This window comes from Victivallis sp. Marseille-Q1083, from assembly GCF_903645315.1.
GTDB lineage: Bacteria > Verrucomicrobiota > Lentisphaeria > Victivallales > Victivallaceae > UMGS1518.
Genome location: NZ_CAHJXL010000001.1, coordinates 1,703,624 through 1,718,544, shown reverse-complemented (window position 1 = coordinate 1,718,544; position 14,921 = coordinate 1,703,624). Strand labels below are relative to the sequence as shown.

12 protein-coding genes are annotated in these 14,921 nt (G+C 60.7%); 10 read left to right on the top strand and 2 right to left on the bottom strand.

Annotated features, from left to right (window positions below):
* Positions 1–200: 200 nt before the first annotated feature.
* On the top strand, positions 201–944 hold the full coding sequence (locus tag HWX74_RS06940) for a type II secretion system protein (RefSeq protein WP_176012852.1): 744 nt from the start codon (positions 201–203) through the stop codon (positions 942–944).
* Between the two features lie 64 nt (positions 945–1,008).
* Positions 1,009–4,848 (top strand): glycoside hydrolase domain-containing protein, encoded by a 3,840-nt coding sequence (locus HWX74_RS06935; RefSeq protein ID WP_176012851.1) that lies wholly within the window; start codon positions 1,009–1,011, stop codon positions 4,846–4,848.
* Between the two features lie 14 nt (positions 4,849–4,862).
* On the opposite strand, the gene HWX74_RS06930 is transcribed toward HWX74_RS06935, so the two are convergent.
* Both HWX74_RS06930 and HWX74_RS06925 read right to left on the bottom strand, forming a co-directional pair.
* Positions 4,863–5,792, bottom strand: a complete 930-nt coding sequence (locus HWX74_RS06930) for a DUF1848 domain-containing protein (protein WP_176012850.1) — start codon at positions 5,790–5,792, stop codon at positions 4,863–4,865.
* Positions 5,789–6,994 (bottom strand): aldo/keto reductase, encoded by a 1,206-nt coding sequence (locus HWX74_RS06925; RefSeq protein WP_217704883.1) that lies wholly within the window; start codon positions 6,992–6,994, stop codon positions 5,789–5,791. Before HWX74_RS06925 ends, HWX74_RS06930 begins: the two co-directional genes overlap by 4 nt.
* A gap of 258 nt (positions 6,995–7,252) precedes the next feature.
* Here HWX74_RS06925 and HWX74_RS06920 point away from each other — a divergent pair, with 258 nt between their 5' ends.
* From HWX74_RS06920 to HWX74_RS06885, 8 genes are all read left to right on the top strand, one after another.
* Positions 7,253–8,170, top strand: coding sequence for a DUF362 domain-containing protein (locus HWX74_RS06920; RefSeq protein ID WP_176012849.1), 918 nt, complete (start codon positions 7,253–7,255; stop codon positions 8,168–8,170).
* A gap of 4 nt (positions 8,171–8,174) precedes the next feature.
* Positions 8,175–9,668 (top strand): 4Fe-4S binding protein, encoded by a 1,494-nt coding sequence (locus HWX74_RS06915; RefSeq protein WP_176012848.1) that lies wholly within the window; start codon positions 8,175–8,177, stop codon positions 9,666–9,668.
* Between the two features lie 20 nt (positions 9,669–9,688).
* On the top strand, positions 9,689–10,447 hold the full coding sequence (larB, locus tag HWX74_RS06910; protein ID WP_176014554.1) for a nickel pincer cofactor biosynthesis protein LarB: 759 nt from the start codon (positions 9,689–9,691) through the stop codon (positions 10,445–10,447).
* Entirely contained in the window at positions 10,444–11,667 is a 1,224-nt protein-coding gene (larC, locus tag HWX74_RS06905; protein WP_176012847.1) for a nickel pincer cofactor biosynthesis protein LarC, read from the top strand. The genes larB and larC overlap by 4 nt, the downstream gene beginning before the upstream one ends.
* A gap of 20 nt (positions 11,668–11,687) precedes the next feature.
* A complete protein-coding gene (gene larE, locus HWX74_RS06900) occupies positions 11,688–12,533 on the top strand; it encodes an ATP-dependent sacrificial sulfur transferase LarE (RefSeq protein WP_176012846.1) in 846 nt (281 codons plus the stop codon).
* A gap of 25 nt (positions 12,534–12,558) precedes the next feature.
* Positions 12,559–12,786: a twin-arginine translocase TatA/TatE family subunit gene (locus HWX74_RS20455; protein ID WP_217704881.1), complete on the top strand. Its 228-nt coding sequence runs from the start codon at positions 12,559–12,561 to the stop codon at positions 12,784–12,786.
* Positions 12,779–13,603, top strand: coding sequence for a twin-arginine translocase subunit TatC (gene tatC, locus HWX74_RS06890; RefSeq protein WP_176012845.1), 825 nt, complete (start codon positions 12,779–12,781; stop codon positions 13,601–13,603). The genes HWX74_RS20455 and tatC overlap by 8 nt, the downstream gene beginning before the upstream one ends.
* Before the next feature lie 274 nt (positions 13,604–13,877).
* Positions 13,878–14,867, top strand: a complete 990-nt coding sequence (locus HWX74_RS06885) for a LacI family DNA-binding transcriptional regulator (protein WP_176012844.1) — start codon at positions 13,878–13,880, stop codon at positions 14,865–14,867.
* The last annotated feature ends 54 nt before the right edge of the window (positions 14,868–14,921 follow it).

Here is a 14,921-nt window from a genome sequence, read left to right as displayed (position 1 = left end):
TTTATGATTTTTTATGCGTAGTCAAAAGCGCAAAAATCGATTATACTATAATTATCGGGATCAAATACGGCTTGACGAAACCAGGACAGGAGCACGAAAAACAAACCGCATGGCATCCGCAAGTGAAACCATCGCCGTGTTCACGGCAGTTTGGAAATTGTTGCAAGTAAAAGAAATTTTATCAACCCGGAGGACAAAAAATGACAAAAAAGAATTTCACATTGATCGAACTGCTGGTCGTGATCGCCATCATCGCCATTCTTGCCAGCATGCTGCTGCCGGCGCTGGGCAAAGCCAAAGCCAAGGCGATCGCCATCAAATGCGTCGGCAACCTCAAGCAGGTGACGCTGGGGGCGCATATGTACGGCGGTGACAACGACGACCGTTTCCCGGCCAACAGTTACTGGGACAACACGACCGGCGGCGCGTTATATTACCCGTATTATCTGAGCAGTTACGTCGGCGGCAACAGCGATGACCTGTTTCTGCAGGGAATGCAGGCTACTACCGCGGAAGTATTCTGGTGTCCGGTCACTTACGACTGGATGGATAGCACCGCAAGGAAATACAACTGGGGCGTGCCGGTCGACGGCAAAAAGATGTGTTCCGGTCCGGGCTACGGCGTCAACTGGGCACTGGACAGTTATTTCAGTAGCCTCTGGTTCGATAATGCTTATCCGGGCAAATTTTCAGCGGTCAGGAATCCTTCCGGCCAACTTTACTTCATCGAAACCCATAACAACGACATTGCCGACACCGATCCGGACTACAGCACCAGCCTGAAGCATGTCGCCACCACCGGCTCCGCCGCCTATGACGCCCACGGTCAGCGGGCAACCGGTTCACACGTTGACGGCAGCGTCCAATCATTCAATCAGGGCGCTTCGGACGCTTCCAACGGGGGACTGCTGATCCCGTGGGATGCCGACTGTGACGGCATTTGAATTTCAGGACCAACGTTTTTCCCCAATCTTCCGACCTTTCAAACAACGATCAGGTTTATCAATCATGACAAACATTGCCTGCCGAATCGCCGCCCTGCTGATGCTGGGCGGCATCACCGCCAAAGCTGCCGACAACTTCTTGAGCATTCCGACTTTACCGCAACCACCGACAATCGACGGGACACTTTCTCCCGGCGAATGGGAGGTATCCGGCCAACTGAACGCGTTCCGGCCGGCCGACCGTTCCACCCGGCCGGCCGGCGCGGTACGCCAGCGGGCCTGGCTGACCGCCGATGCCGAACGGTTCTATCTCGCGTTTCAAACCTCCGGCCAGAATCCGACCAAAATATCGACTTCGCTGACCGAACGCGACGCCGCAATTTATTCCGAAGAATCAATGGAACTGCACCTCGCCTTCGATGGAACGGCGGAACACAAAATCCAACTGGTCGTCAATCCGGCCGGAATCATTTTCGACAAGCGCGGCAACGATGTCGCCTGGAACGGCGACTGGCAAGTTCGCACCTCCCTCAACGAGCAAGGCTGGAATCTGGAATTGAGCATTCCGTGGTCTTCGCTCGGCCTGGAATCGCCGCCGGCGGATACCGCCAGGATGCTGGTGGTCCACAATGCGACGACCGACAGCGGAATCAGCAGCTACACCTGGAGTCAGCCTTTGACCAATTTCCACAATATCACCGCTTATCCGTCCGTTGCCTTTAATGCCGGAGGCCTGACCGGCAGCCTGGAGCCGGTCACTTTTGCCGATGAAATGCCGCAGTTGACCTGGCAGCTCCGCAATACGGACGACCGTCCTCACGCCGCGCGGGCCACATTGGATTTCGTCCGCAGCGGCATCATCCGCGACGATTATCCGCCGATCACCCGGGAGGTGACGGTCGAACCGCACGGCACCGCCCAACTGGAACTGTCCCCGCAATTGAAGCTCAGCGAACCGGTCGAAGCCAGACTCTCGCTGACCGACCTGACCGGCAACCGGGAAGTTTTCTATTACCAAGCGCCGCTGGAATATCTGCCGGACTACCCGATTTCGCTGGTTGCGAAAAACTATCTGCCGGCCGGCCGCTGCCGGCTGATCGCCTCCAGCCGGCTGCCCGACGAGACCGTCGTCGCCTACCGGTTGCTGACCCCTTCCGGCCAAACGGCGGCCGAAGGCGATTTCACCGTCCGCAACCACAATGGGGAAACCGAATTCGCCGTCACCGTGACCGAAGGGGGCGACTACCGGCTGCAGGCGGAAGCGGTGCTGCCGGACGGTTCCCCGGCGACGTTCTCCCAGGAGCTGCCGGTGCTGAAAAACCCGGAATGGCTCGGCAACCAGTGCGGACTGGCCCATCAGGTCATGCCGCCCTATACGCCGGTGACGTTCACCGGCGAGGCGCTGCACTGCCTGGCCGGCAGTTACCAGTTTGGGAACACCAATCTGCCGACCCAGATCAGCAGCGAAGGCGTCCCGCTGCTGGCCGCTCCGATTCAACTGCTGGCCGACCGGAACGGCGCCACAATCGACCTGTCCGCCGGCAGACTTCAGCCCGGCGAGGCCGCCGAGGACCGGATCGAACTGGCCGGCTCCAACGCGATAGACGGCCTGGCCTACCGGGCGGAACTGTCGATGGAGGAGGACGGTTTTCTCTGGTATGAATTGACCCTCCTGCCGGACCGGCCGCAGACCCTGGACCGCCTGGCGCTGCAGATTCCGTTCCGCCCGGAAATTGCCGAATACATCTATCCGATCGATTTCACCTGGAACAATTACGCCCGGACGCTGGACGGCGACTGGCATTCCGCCTTCAGACCGGTCGTCACGGTTTACAACGACGACCGCGGCCTGGCCTGGTATGCCGAATCGATGGAAAATTGGAATTGCGCCGCCGCCGAACCGCTGCAATTGCGCCCGACTGCAGAGGGCAGCGTATTCAGCGTCGCCCTGATCGATCAGCCGACCGTCATCGACCGGCCGCTGAAGATCGGTTTCGGCCTGCAGATCACCCCGCCGAAGCCATATGACGCGCGGGAACGCCGCCGCCGGCTGACCCATTGGGCCGGTTACGACGAAAACCTTCGCGACCACCTCGGCACCGGCGCCCTGGTCTACACCCCCGCCGAAAAGTTCAATCCGGAAGCCGGAACGCTGGTCATGACGCTGCGGCCGGAATTCCCCGGCGGCAATACGGAAATCTTCTCCGTTTCCGACTCCCACGGCAGCCTGTTCCGGCTGTTCCGGCAGGGCGGCACCGGCAGTTGGGTCGGCGAACAGACCACGCCAGACGGGGACAAATTGCTGTTCGATACGGCGGACCTCGGCCTGCCGGCCGATCGAATCAACCGACAGTGGACGCAGCTGGCGCTCTGCTGGGATGCCGGGACGGTCCGGCTTTACGAGAACGGCCGGGAAATCGGCCAGGCCGCGGCCAGCGGCCTGTTCGGCCGCCCGGCGGAAAATACCGAAATCCGGCTCTGCTTCGGCACGACCAAAGTACAGGCCGACAGCAGCTTTCAATTGCGCGACCTGGCGCTGTTCAACCGGACGACTGAACCGGCGGCATGGCAGGAGCTCTCGCCGGACACCGCCGGCGTCGTCCTCTGCGAAAATGCCGGCGCGGCATTTCAGCAATACCGGACGCCCGGCGGCGGCGAACGGTTCGGCGTGCTCTCCGAAGTCGAAATCGACGGCGTCAAGTGCTGGCAACTGTTCAACACCTTCACCGATTACCGGCTCGGCAGCGGCGCGCGCTACGCTAATATGCATCAGGACTGGGGTAAAAACTACGGCGATCCCTACCCGGCCGATGAACGGCGCATCAAAGCGTTGCATGAACTGGTCGACCACTTCCACCGCCGCGGCGGCCAGCTCGGGCTCTATTACGGCGGTGGAGTCGGCGACAACGCGCCGATGAGCCGTTACTTCCACGAACTGTGGGTGTCGGAACCGGACAGCCGCTGGGGGCCGGATTCCAACTGGAACAGCGGTTGGATCAATTACCTCGATCCCGCCTTTTCCGCCAGTTGCGTCGGCGCGGATTGCTGGACGGATTTCATCGCCTTTCATGCCCACAAAATGATCCGGGAATTTGGCACCGACGGCGATTATTATGAAGGCGCGATGTTCTCCGGCGATTGCCGCAACACCGCCCACGGCTGCGGCTGGATCGACCGAGACGGCAATTTACGCGACAGCTTCCCGCTGCGCAAACTCCATCGGCACGGCAAACGTCTCTATCAGATTCTGATGTCGCGTCAAGCGGACGGCTTGATCTTCAACCACTATTCCGGCAACCTGATGCCGCTGGCCGGCGCCTGGAGCCATCGGCTGCTGCTCGGCGAGGAGTACATGATTCACCAACCGGGCTTCCAGGTCGACCTGCCGGATTTCCGCGCCAAATTCTACGGACGGCAATTCGGTGCGCCGGTGGAATTCCTGGTCTATTTGAACAACCCGTTCCAATTCCGGGAAGGACTGGCATACACGCTGCTGCACGACATCAATTACAGTGCCTATACGCTTCCCGCCCTGGAGGGACTGGTGCCGGTCTGGCGGATTTTCGACCGGATGAATTGTGAAAACGCCGAATGGCTGCCGTATTGGCACAACCGGCGGCAGGTCCGGCTTTCGCCGCAGGATCCGCGGATCGTCTGCAGTCTGTATTTGAATGCGGGAGAATCGGCGTTGGCCGTCGTCGGCAATTTGACGGACGAACCGCAAAGTGTTTCGGTGGAAATCGATCCGGCGCTGCTGCAATTTCCGGGCAACACCTTCTCCGCCGCCGAAATGGAATGGCGGCGGGACCTGCCGGTGAATGACGGCAAAATCACCATCGACATTCCGGCCCGGGACGTCCGGCTGATCGGCATTACACCAGGAAAAACCCTACCCGTCAAATAGTCGTCATTATGCCGTTAAATTCCTAAATCCGGCTGAAAACACAAGCAACTCCCGGTCGGGGCCGCGACAATCCGGTCATCCGGCCGGGCGTTGCCGCTTAAAAACGGCGAAGCCGGATCGCAATCATCCAATGGCAGTTGACGGGAAGCGGCATAACAGTACAAACACCCGTGCCGGCAAGTATCATACGCGCCGATGTCCAGACTTTCCAGACAGCCGCATTCCCGGCGCTGATTTTTGTCTTTATCCGCCGCCACTTCGGCGCCGCAGAGCCGGGCAATCAGCCGGCGGTCGATGCAACTGCAGGGCTGAACCCCGCCGGCAGCCAGGGGCAATGGCTCGGCGCAGCTTTCCACCGGCAGCCCATATGCTCCGGCAATTGACGCCAGATGTCCGGCCAGTTCGATTTTTACCGAATCCGCCGGATCATAACCTCCGATACCGGCAATCCGGCTCCGGCATTTCGGCACCAGATCCAGAAAACTGATGATGCACTTCCGGGTATGCGGCGCCAATTGACGCGCCAGGCGGGAAAATTGTCCGATATGCCAGGCGCTGTCGATCGGCCCGGCAAACAGGATCGGGTCATAACGCCAGACGACCCGATCCGGCCCGATCCGGTCCGCCAGCGCGGCAAAGCAGCGCAGCAGTTCACGTTTTGCCGGCAAATGCGGTTCGATATGCCGGTCATACGGCGTCAGGGTGAACAAAAAATAATAGGGTCTCCCCCACCGGTCGAGTTCCGGCAAGCGCTCCAGCAGCGGCTGCGGATTCTTGGTCCAGAACACCAGACAGTCGACCGCTTCCGGCGTCAACGTCACTTTGCGCACCAATTGCGGATTGCGCGGGTGGCGGACCAGATAGTAACCATCCCCCAGCCGGCGGAACAGCCAGTCGCCGAAAAAGGCCGGGATATCGGTCCGCCGGCTGGCGCTGACGATCATTGCAGCGCCTGAATCAACCCGGCAATCTGCGCCATCTTATCCGGAATCGGAATCTGCTGCGGACAGGCTTTGACGCAATGGCCGCAGGCGGTACAGTGCGAGGAACGGTTCGGCTCCGGGATGCTGTTGCAGCGCCAGAGGAATCCCTCCTTGCGGCGCTGGAACAATTCATCGCGCGGCGCCGCCAAATCCGGTATTCCTTCCGCGCCGGCCGCCTCGTTGTAAGCGGCGAAGACTTTGGGAATGTCCACGCCGAACGGGCAGGGCAGGCAATAGCGGCAGGCGGTGCAGGGGATCGGCCGTCCCAGCAAATAAAGCTGCAGCGCTTTTCGCAGCGCCTCATGTTCTACGGCGCTCAACGGTCGGAAATCAGCCAGCGTCCGGACATTGTCCTCGACCTGCGCCAGAGTGCTCATGCCGCTCAGTACGGTCAGCACATTCGGCAGCGAGGCGACAAACCGGATCGCCCAGGAAGCAGTGCTGCTGTCCGGCGCCGCCTGCCGCAGCACCGCCGCCGCCTCGGCGTTCAACCCGGCCAGCGCGCCGCCGCGCACCGGCTCCATGACGATGCACGGCACATGATGCTCTTCAAGCAACTCGTACAGGCGTTTCGCCTCGTGCAAATCCCAGTCGAGATAATTGAGCTGAATCTGGACAAAATCCCACTGCCGTTTGGCCAGCAGATACTCCAGGAAGGCAATCGAACCGTGAAAGGAAAAACCCAGGCGGCGGATACGGCCGGCGGCTTTCTGGCGCTGCAGATAAGTCAGCGCGCCGCCGGCTTCATAAAAAGCTTCATAGTCGGCCTGGCTGGACAACGAGTGCAGCAGATAAAAATCGAAATATTCCGTCCGGCAGCTTTCGAGCTGCGCGTCGAAAAATGCCTCCGCTTCGGCCGGCTGCTTCATCATCCAACTCGACATCTTGGTCGCCAGGAAAAAACTTTCCCGCCGATAACGCGACAACGCCCGTCCGAAAAACGGCTCCGACAACCCGCCGTGATACGGCCGGGCGGTATCGAAATAATTGACGCCATGCCGATAGGCATAATCGACCATCTCCAACGCCTTGGCTTCGTCAATTTCCTCTTTGCCTTCCGCCACAGTCGGCAACCGCATGCCGCCAAATCCCAGCAGCGGAACTTCGCGGCCGCAAACCGGTTCCACCCGGGTGCTCACCCGGTTCGTGTCATCTAATGTCATGGTCTGTTCTCCCAAAAACGGACTTCAATTTTTTCATGCCGAAGATCCGGCCCGGCGCCGAAAATGCTCCGGACCGGAACCATCCGTTTGATTATACAATTCGTCCAATGTTTTTGCAAAGTTATTTTCACCAAAATGTGGTTGAAAGTATTGACAAATATCTTCCAAACGGATATTTTTCTTTTGTTCCGGTGTCATGCGACCGGAACAAGGGTGTTTGCCCGATTGTCAGCAAAACAACCTGCGAGGAGTAAAACCATGGACAGACGTGAATTTCTGAAAACCGCCGCCGCCACTGCCGCCTTCGCCGCCATCGCCACCAAACTGCCGGGCGGCAAACTGATTGCCTCCGAAACGGAAACGGCCGGAAAAACCGATCTGGTGGCCGTCCGCAACGGCGAGCCGGTCGCAATGTTCCGGCGCGGCATTGAAGCGCTGGGCGGCATGGCTTCCTTCGTCAAGCCGGGCCAGAGCGTCGTCGTCAAGCCGAATATCGGCTGGGACCGCACCCCGGAGGAGGCGGCCAACACCAATCCGGAACTGGTCGCTGAAATCGTCCGGCAGGCGCTGGCCGCCGGTGCTTCCGGGGTGGAAGTGTTCGACCACACCTGTAACGAATGGAGCAGTTGTTATAAAAACAGCGGCATTGAGAAAGCCGTCACCGATGCCGGCGGCAAGATGCTGCCGGCTCATCTGGAATCGCATTACCGCGAAGTGGACCGCCCGGCGGCGCTGAGCATGAAAAAAGCCAAAATCCACCAGGCGATCCTCGACGCCGACGTCTTTATCAACGTGCCGATTCTCAAGCACCACGGCGGCGCCCAGATGACCGCCGCGATGAAAAATTTCATGGGGCTGGTCTGGAACCGGCAGTTCATGCACGGCAACAACCTGCCGCAGTCGATCGCCGACGCCGTTCTTTACCGGCAGCCGGATCTGAATATCGTCGACGCCTACCGGATTATGGTTTCCAACGGCCCGCGCGGCGTCTCCACCGAGGATGTCCGGCTGCTGCAATATCAATTGCTGTCGCGCGATATCGTCGCCATCGACGCGATGGCGACCAAACTGATCGGCTACCCACTGGCGAATGTGCCGTATATCGAACTGGCGGAAAAAATGGGGTTGGGCTTCTCCGATCCGGCCAAGCTGAACGTCATCCGCTTGGAGGTCTGACCGTATGCGCAAAGAACGGCTGCCGCGTTACGGGCGCATCGTCGTCGCAACCATCTCGATCCTGCTGGCCGCACTGGCTTTCGGAACCGGAATGGAGGCGCTGGCCGGTCTGCTGGCGCTGCAGCTCGGCGCCGACATCGCCCGGCTGTTCGCGGCATTTTCGATCGGCATTCTGGCGGCGGCACTGCTGCTGCTGGCCGGCACTTTTCTGTTCGGCCGTTTTTACTGCGCCGTGATCTGCCCGCTGGGCATTCTGCAGGATTTCCTCGGCTGGCTTTCCCGGCGGCGGGCACATCCGGTGCCGAATTACCGCAAACTGCGTTACGGCATTGCCGCGTTGGCCTTCGGATTGCTGATCGGCGGCTGGGCGATTGCCTTCCGGCTGCTCGAACCATTTTCCAACTTCGGCGCCATCACCGCCGCGGTGTTTTCCCCGCTCTACACGCAGTTGTATAACTGGCTGTTCCCGGACCGGATGTTGATCATCCGGCCGGTGACGCTGCTGTCGCTGCTGACCGGGCTGATCCCGCTGGCGGCGCTGTTCGCCCTGGTGCTCTGGCGCAAGCGGTTCTACTGCACGGCCATCTGCCCGGTCGGCACGCTGCTCGGGCTTTGTTCCGCCCGCGGCCTGCTGCAATTGCGCCTGACCGAGCGTTGCGTCAAGTGCGGCCAATGCGTCGAGGTCTGCCCGGCCGGCTGCATCGATCCGGCCAACGGCGCGCTCGACAACGAACGCTGTCTGCGCTGCCTGAATTGTCTGGCCGCCTGCCGGCCGCGCGCCATCCGCTACGGCAGACCGGCCGGAGCGGCGTCAACTATCGATCCTTCCCGCCGTGACTTTCTGGTCGGCGGCACGGTCGGCGCCCTTGCGCTGCTCGGCGCCGGTGCCGGCTGGGCAGCCAGGCCCGGAAGCAGGCTGCAGCCGGAAACGGCAACTTCCATCTATCCGCCGGGAGCCGGTTCGGCGGCGCGGTTCGCCTCGAAATGCACCTCCTGCCAGCTTTGCGTCACCAATTGCCGCGGCAACGTCCTGCGGCCGGCCGGCATTCAGCACGGAGCCATCCACCTGGAATTCGACCGCGGCATGTGCGAATTCAACTGCAACCGCTGCGGAGAAGTCTGTCCGACCGGGGCACTGCTGCCGCTGACGCTGGCCGCCAAGCAGCGTTGCCGGATCGGGCTGGCTCAATTCGATCCATCCTGCTGCGTCGCCGTCCAGGACGGTACCGATTGCGGCGCTTGCGCCGAGCATTGTCCGACCGGGGCGTTGCGGATGAAAGCGGGCGCTGCCGGGGTCAGAATCCCGCAGTTGACCGCAGAGCTCTGCATCGGCTGCGGCAGTTGCGAATACCCCTGTCCGGTCCGGCCGGTCAAAGCGATCCGGGTATTTCCGGTGCCGATTCAGGTCGAGGCGGCCGACCCGGTTCAATTCTTCCGGGAAAATGCGCCGAAAGTCGAAACTCCGGCCGACCAGGCCGGCGGCGAATGGCTGATCTGACCAAATCGAAAGTATCGCATATGGACGTTCCACAGTTTCTGCAACAGGTGAAAGAGGGCCGGTTGTCCATCGACGAAGCAACGCAACGACTGCGGCAACTGCCGTTTGAAGAGCTGGGCTTCGCCAAACTGGACCATCACCGCCAGTTGCGCACCGGCTACGGCGAAGTGATCTATTGTCCCGGCAAGACGGCCGGCCAATTGGTCGAAATCGTCCGTCATTTTCAGGCCGCCGGTACCGGTGTGCTCGGCACCCGGGCGACCGAAACGCAATTTGAAGCGGTGAAAGCGGCGTGCCCCCTCGCCGCCTTCGATCCGGTGTCGCGCGTACTGACCGTCGCGCCGGAGCAGCCGGCCGCCGCAGTCGGCCTGGTCGCCGTTTGCACCGGCGGAACCGGAGACCTGCCGGTGGCGGAAGAGGCGGCGCAGGTGGCCGAATTCTTCGGCAGCCGGGTCGAACGCGTCTACGATATCGGCGTCGCCGGCATTCACCGGCTGTTCGCCAGGCTGGAAACGATTCGCCATGCCAGCGCCATCGTCGCCGTCGCCGGCATGGAAGGGGCGCTGGGCGGTGTTTTGGCCGGGTTGGTGGAAGTCCCGGTCATCGCGGTGCCGACTTCGGTCGGTTATGGAGCGTCGTTCGGCGGTATCGCGCCGCTGCTGACCATGTTGAATTCCTGTGCCGAAGGGATGGCGGTGGTCAATATCGACAATGGCTTCGGCGCCGGCTATCTGGCCGGTCAAATCAATCGTTTGATCAACCGAAAGAAGGAAATATGATTCTGTATCTGGAGTGCCATTCCGGCATCAGCGGCGATATGACCGTCGCGGCGCTGCTCGACCTCGGAGCCGACCGCGAAAAATTGGACCGCGCGTTGGCGAGTCTGCAATTGCCGGGCTATTCCTACACCGTCTCCACCGTCCGCCGCCACGGCATGCGCGCCTGCGATTTCACGGTCTCGCTGGCTGACGACCACGACCATCACCACCATCATCACCACGACCCGGAAAGCCGCCGCCATGTCCACCGGAACTGGCGTGACATTCAGGCCATCATCGACCGCGGCGCGCTGTCGCCCCGGGCCAACGCCCTAGCCAAAAAAATCTTCCATATCGTCGCAGTCGCGGAAGCCAAAGCGCACGGAGTGACGGTCGACGAAGTTCACTTTCATGAAGTCGGCGCCATCGACTCGATCGTCGACATCGTCGCGGCAGCGGTCTGCATCGACGATCTGGGCATTGAAGAAACGGTCGTTTCGACCTTGACTGAAGGCAGCGGTTTCGTGTGCTGTCAGCACGGCGAATTGCCGGTGCCGGTGCCGGCGGTGGCGGAAATCGCCGCCGCCTACCAGTTGCCGCTGGCCATCACCGAAGTCAACGGCGAGATGGTGACGCCGACCGGCGCCGCCATCGCCGCCGCGCTGCGCAACCGGCCGGCGCGGCCGGAGAATTTCACGATCCGCAAAATCGGCTTGGGAGCCGGAAAACGCGATTTCGGCCGGCCGAATCTGCTGCGGGCGATGCTGCTGGAAGCGACCGCCCCACCGGCGGCCGGCGATGACGACGGCAAATGGATTCTGGAAACCAACCTGGACGATTGCAGCGGCGAGGCGCTGGGGCTGGCCATGGAGCAATTGTTCACGACCGGCGCACTGGATGTCCACTATCTGCCGGTATTCATGAAGAAAAATCGGCCCGGCTGGCTGCTGCGGGTCATCGCCGACGCCGCCGACCTGACTGCGCTGGAGGCGGTGATTTTCCGGACGACGACGACGATCGGCATCCGGCGCTACCGGGTCGAACGCAGTTGTCTGAGGCGGGAATCGCGAACCGTCCAGCTCCCCGGCGGCGAGGTGGCGGTCAAGAAATGCACATTCGGCAACGAATCGTTCTATTATCCGGAATACGAGAGTGTCAAGCGGCTGGCCGAAGCGACCGGTATCGCCTTTCCGGCGCTGTACAGCGAGGCGCAAACCGAAGCGGCCCGGCAGGATCGCTGATTTCGCCGGAAAGGAACATTATGAGGCAGGAAAATGTCGGCGCCGATCGATTGGAAGAATTAAGGCGCTATCTGGCGGAACGCATTCCGGCGGGAATTTGTCTGGCTCTTTCCGGCGGTGTCGACAGCGCGCTGCTGCTGGCGCTGCTGGCGCCGTTCGCCCGGCAGCAGCCGGATCGGGTGCTGGCCGTCACCTTTGCATCGAATTTCCAACCCGGAACCGATGTGGCGCTGGCCGGCCGGCTGGCCGCCGGCTGCCGGGTCCGCCACCGGATTCTGACGGTCGACGGTTTCGCCGATCCGGAATTGCGGCGCAACCCGCCGGACCGCTGTTACCGTTGTAAAAAGCAGTTGTTCGAAGCGCTGCGGAAATTGGCGGATGAGGCGGAACTGCAACACCTGCTCGACGGTACGAACTTCGACGATCTGCAGCAGTACCGGCCGGGCCGGCGGGCGCTGCAGGAGTTGGCGGTGCTCAGCCCGCTGGCCGAACTCGGCATCGCCAAAAACGAAATCCGGAGCCTGGCGGAACGGTTGGAGATTCCGGTGGCGCAGCGGCCGGCCGCGCCCTGTCTGGCCACCCGTTTCCCCTATGGCGCCGAACTGACGCCGGCCGGTTTTCAACTGGTGGAAGCCGGCGAGGAAGCGATCCGACGACGCGGGTTCCGGATCGTCCGAATCCGCCTGCACGGCGAGGTCGCCAGAATCGAGATCGACGAACCGGAACTGCCGGAATTCTGGCGGCAGCGCCGGGAAATTGCCGGCGAACTCAAAAGACTGGGGTTTCGCTACCTGGCGCTGGATCTGGAAGGATTCCGTTCCGGCAGCATGGACCTTTACCTGAAAACCGGGCAGACTATCATTTGAATCATTCACCCAAGGAGTATGAATCATGCACATCGGAGCCACAGAAATCATTTTAATCCTGGTCGTCGTCCTGTTGCTGTTCGGCGCCAAACGGATTCCGGAACTGGCCCGGGCGCTGGGCAGGGCCTCTTATGAATTCAAAAAAGCGAAAAATTCGCTGGAAAAGGAGTCCAGGGAGCTGATGGACGCCGCCGAAAAGCGGGCGGAAAACGACGACCAATCCCGAACCGATTCACCGAAGAAAGATGCCTGACGCGCCGGAACAATCGTTTATTTCCCATTTGGAAGCGCTGCGGAACGCATTGCTGCATTGCGTCGCCGCCGCGGCGTTGCTCTATCCGGTCGGCTACTGGCTGACCTCTTACTGCATCGATGCGCTGATTCGCTGGAGCTGCCCGCCGGAACTGGGAGCGCTGAGCTTTTTTTCGCCGATGGAGGTTTTCATCGCCCGGTTGAAGCTGGCGCTGATCCTGGCGCTGGCGCTCGGTTATCCCTACTGCGCCTGGCAAATCTGGCGTTTTCTGCTGCCGGCACTTTACGAAAAAGAACGGCGGGCGCTGAAGTGGGGCATCGTTTTCTCTTCCGTGCTGTTTCTGGCGGGAGTCGCCTTCTGTGCCGGCGTGATTCTGCCGATGGTCATGCGCTTCGCCGCCGGTTTCGCGACGCCCGAGTTGAAACCGGTGCTGGGATTGAGCAATTTTCTCAACCTGGCCGGCTGGCTGATGCTGGCGTTCGGCCTGATGTTCCAATTTCCACTGTTCGTGCTGCTGCTGGTCAAATTCGGCGTCGTCCAGGCTTCGACGCTGCGCCGCCAGCGGCCCTATATCATCGTGCTGATCCTGATTCTGGCAGCCGTCCTGACGCCGCCGGACGTCATCAGCCAACTGCTGCTGGCCATTCCGACCTGGCTGCTCTTCGAACTCGGTCTGCTGCTGGCCGGGCGGCGGCAAACGGCCGCCGAGCCGGAAATCCCGGACAAGCCGGCGGCCGATGCCGGGGACGGCGACGGGAACATGGCCGATTTCTACCGCCGGGAAGCCCGGCGGAAATCGACTCCGCCGGAAACCTGATACATGCCGCAGGCGAATTTTCTGCATAAACCAGTTCCGCCGGCAGGCGGACACCATTCTGGCAATATCGCGCCATTGGCGGAAAAATTCAGGCGGTATGGATGGTTTTTCATGGTAAAAAATCAATTTTTTTCAAAAAAATTCTTTCCGGCTATTGACTTTCCGAAAAAGTTTTGCTATAATCTTCATTGTGGTTTAACGTTATAGCAAATCATCAAAACTCGTAGATTTCCGAAAGGACCAGAAAACCGTGCTCACCGCAACCAAAAAATCCGTGACCATCAAAGATATCGCCAGCCGGTTGGGTATCTCCTGCCAGGCGGTGTCGATGGGAATCAACGGCACCGGCCGCCTGTCGCGGGTGACCCGGGAAAAAATTCTGGCTACCGCCCGGGAATTGAACTACGTGCCGAACACGGCGGCGCTGTCGCTGGTCACCCAGCGGAGTTATCTGATCGGCGCGGTGGTTCCCTACATCAACACCAGCTTTTTCGGCAACATCATCGCCGGTATCGAAGACGTCACTTACGACCGGGATTTTTCGTTGCTGCTGAGCAACTTCTACGTTGGAACGGACAATGAGCGGCGGGCGCTGCAGCGGGTGCTGAAGCGCAAAATCGACGGGCTTATCATCTACCCGAGCCGGGAGCTGGAGGATGATTACTGCGCCATTTCCGCGACGATGCCGGTCGTTCAAATCATGGAATACCTGCCGGCTGTCAGCGATTATTTCGTCATGGTTGACAGCTACCGGGGCGCCCGGACCGCCGTACGCCATCTGCTGGAGCTCGGCCATACCGCCATCGGCATGATCACCCATGATACCGGCTGTGTGGCGATGCGCCAGCGCCATCTGGGATTTCTGGCCGAATTGAAGGCCAACGGTCTCGAAATCCCGAAAAAATACTTCGAAGACTGCGAAATGTCGATCGAAGACGGCGAAGCGGCGGCCGTCCGGCTGCTTCGGCGGGCGCCGGAAATTACCGCCTTGTTCGCCGCCTCGGACTTCGCCGCCCTCGGCGCGATTCAGGCGGCGTTGAAGCTGAACCGCCGCATTGCCAGGGATCTGTCGATCATCGGGTTCGACGATCTCGAACTTGCCGCCCGGCAGGTGCTCTACCCGCTGACGACGATCGCCCAGCCCAAAGAGGAGATCGGCCGGCTGGCCGGCAATATGCTGCTCGATCTGCTCCAGGACCGGGATGTTTCCTCGCAATTGCTGGATACGTCGCTGATGGTCCGGGCGACGACCGGTCCGCCATAAAAAATTTTTCCAAATTGCTTTGACGTTAAAGCATCTCAAAAATATCGAAAAGCA

Bases quoted from the DNA above. Each gene is read 5' to 3' on its own strand.
- HWX74_RS06940 (WP_176012852.1), top strand. From the start codon at position 201: ATGACAAAAAAGAATTTCACATTGATCGAACTGCTGGTCGTGATCGCC.
- HWX74_RS06935 (WP_176012851.1), top strand. From the start codon at position 1,009: ATGACAAACATTGCCTGCCGAATCGCCGCCCTGCTGATGCTGGGCGGC.
- HWX74_RS06930 (WP_176012850.1), bottom strand. From the start codon at position 5,792: ATGATCGTCAGCGCCAGCCGGCGGACCGATATCCCGGCCTTTTTCGGC.
- HWX74_RS06925 (WP_217704883.1), bottom strand. From the start codon at position 6,994: ATGACATTAGATGACACGAACCGGGTGAGCACCCGGGTGGAACCGGTT.
- HWX74_RS06920 (WP_176012849.1), top strand. From the start codon at position 7,253: ATGGACAGACGTGAATTTCTGAAAACCGCCGCCGCCACTGCCGCCTTC.
- HWX74_RS06915 (WP_176012848.1), top strand. From the start codon at position 8,175: ATGCGCAAAGAACGGCTGCCGCGTTACGGGCGCATCGTCGTCGCAACC.
- larB (WP_176014554.1), top strand. From the start codon at position 9,689: ATGGACGTTCCACAGTTTCTGCAACAGGTGAAAGAGGGCCGGTTGTCC.
- larC (WP_176012847.1), top strand. From the start codon at position 10,444: ATGATTCTGTATCTGGAGTGCCATTCCGGCATCAGCGGCGATATGACC.
- larE (WP_176012846.1), top strand. From the start codon at position 11,688: ATGAGGCAGGAAAATGTCGGCGCCGATCGATTGGAAGAATTAAGGCGC.
- HWX74_RS20455 (WP_217704881.1), top strand. From the start codon at position 12,559: ATGCACATCGGAGCCACAGAAATCATTTTAATCCTGGTCGTCGTCCTG.
- tatC (WP_176012845.1), top strand. From the start codon at position 12,779: ATGCCTGACGCGCCGGAACAATCGTTTATTTCCCATTTGGAAGCGCTG.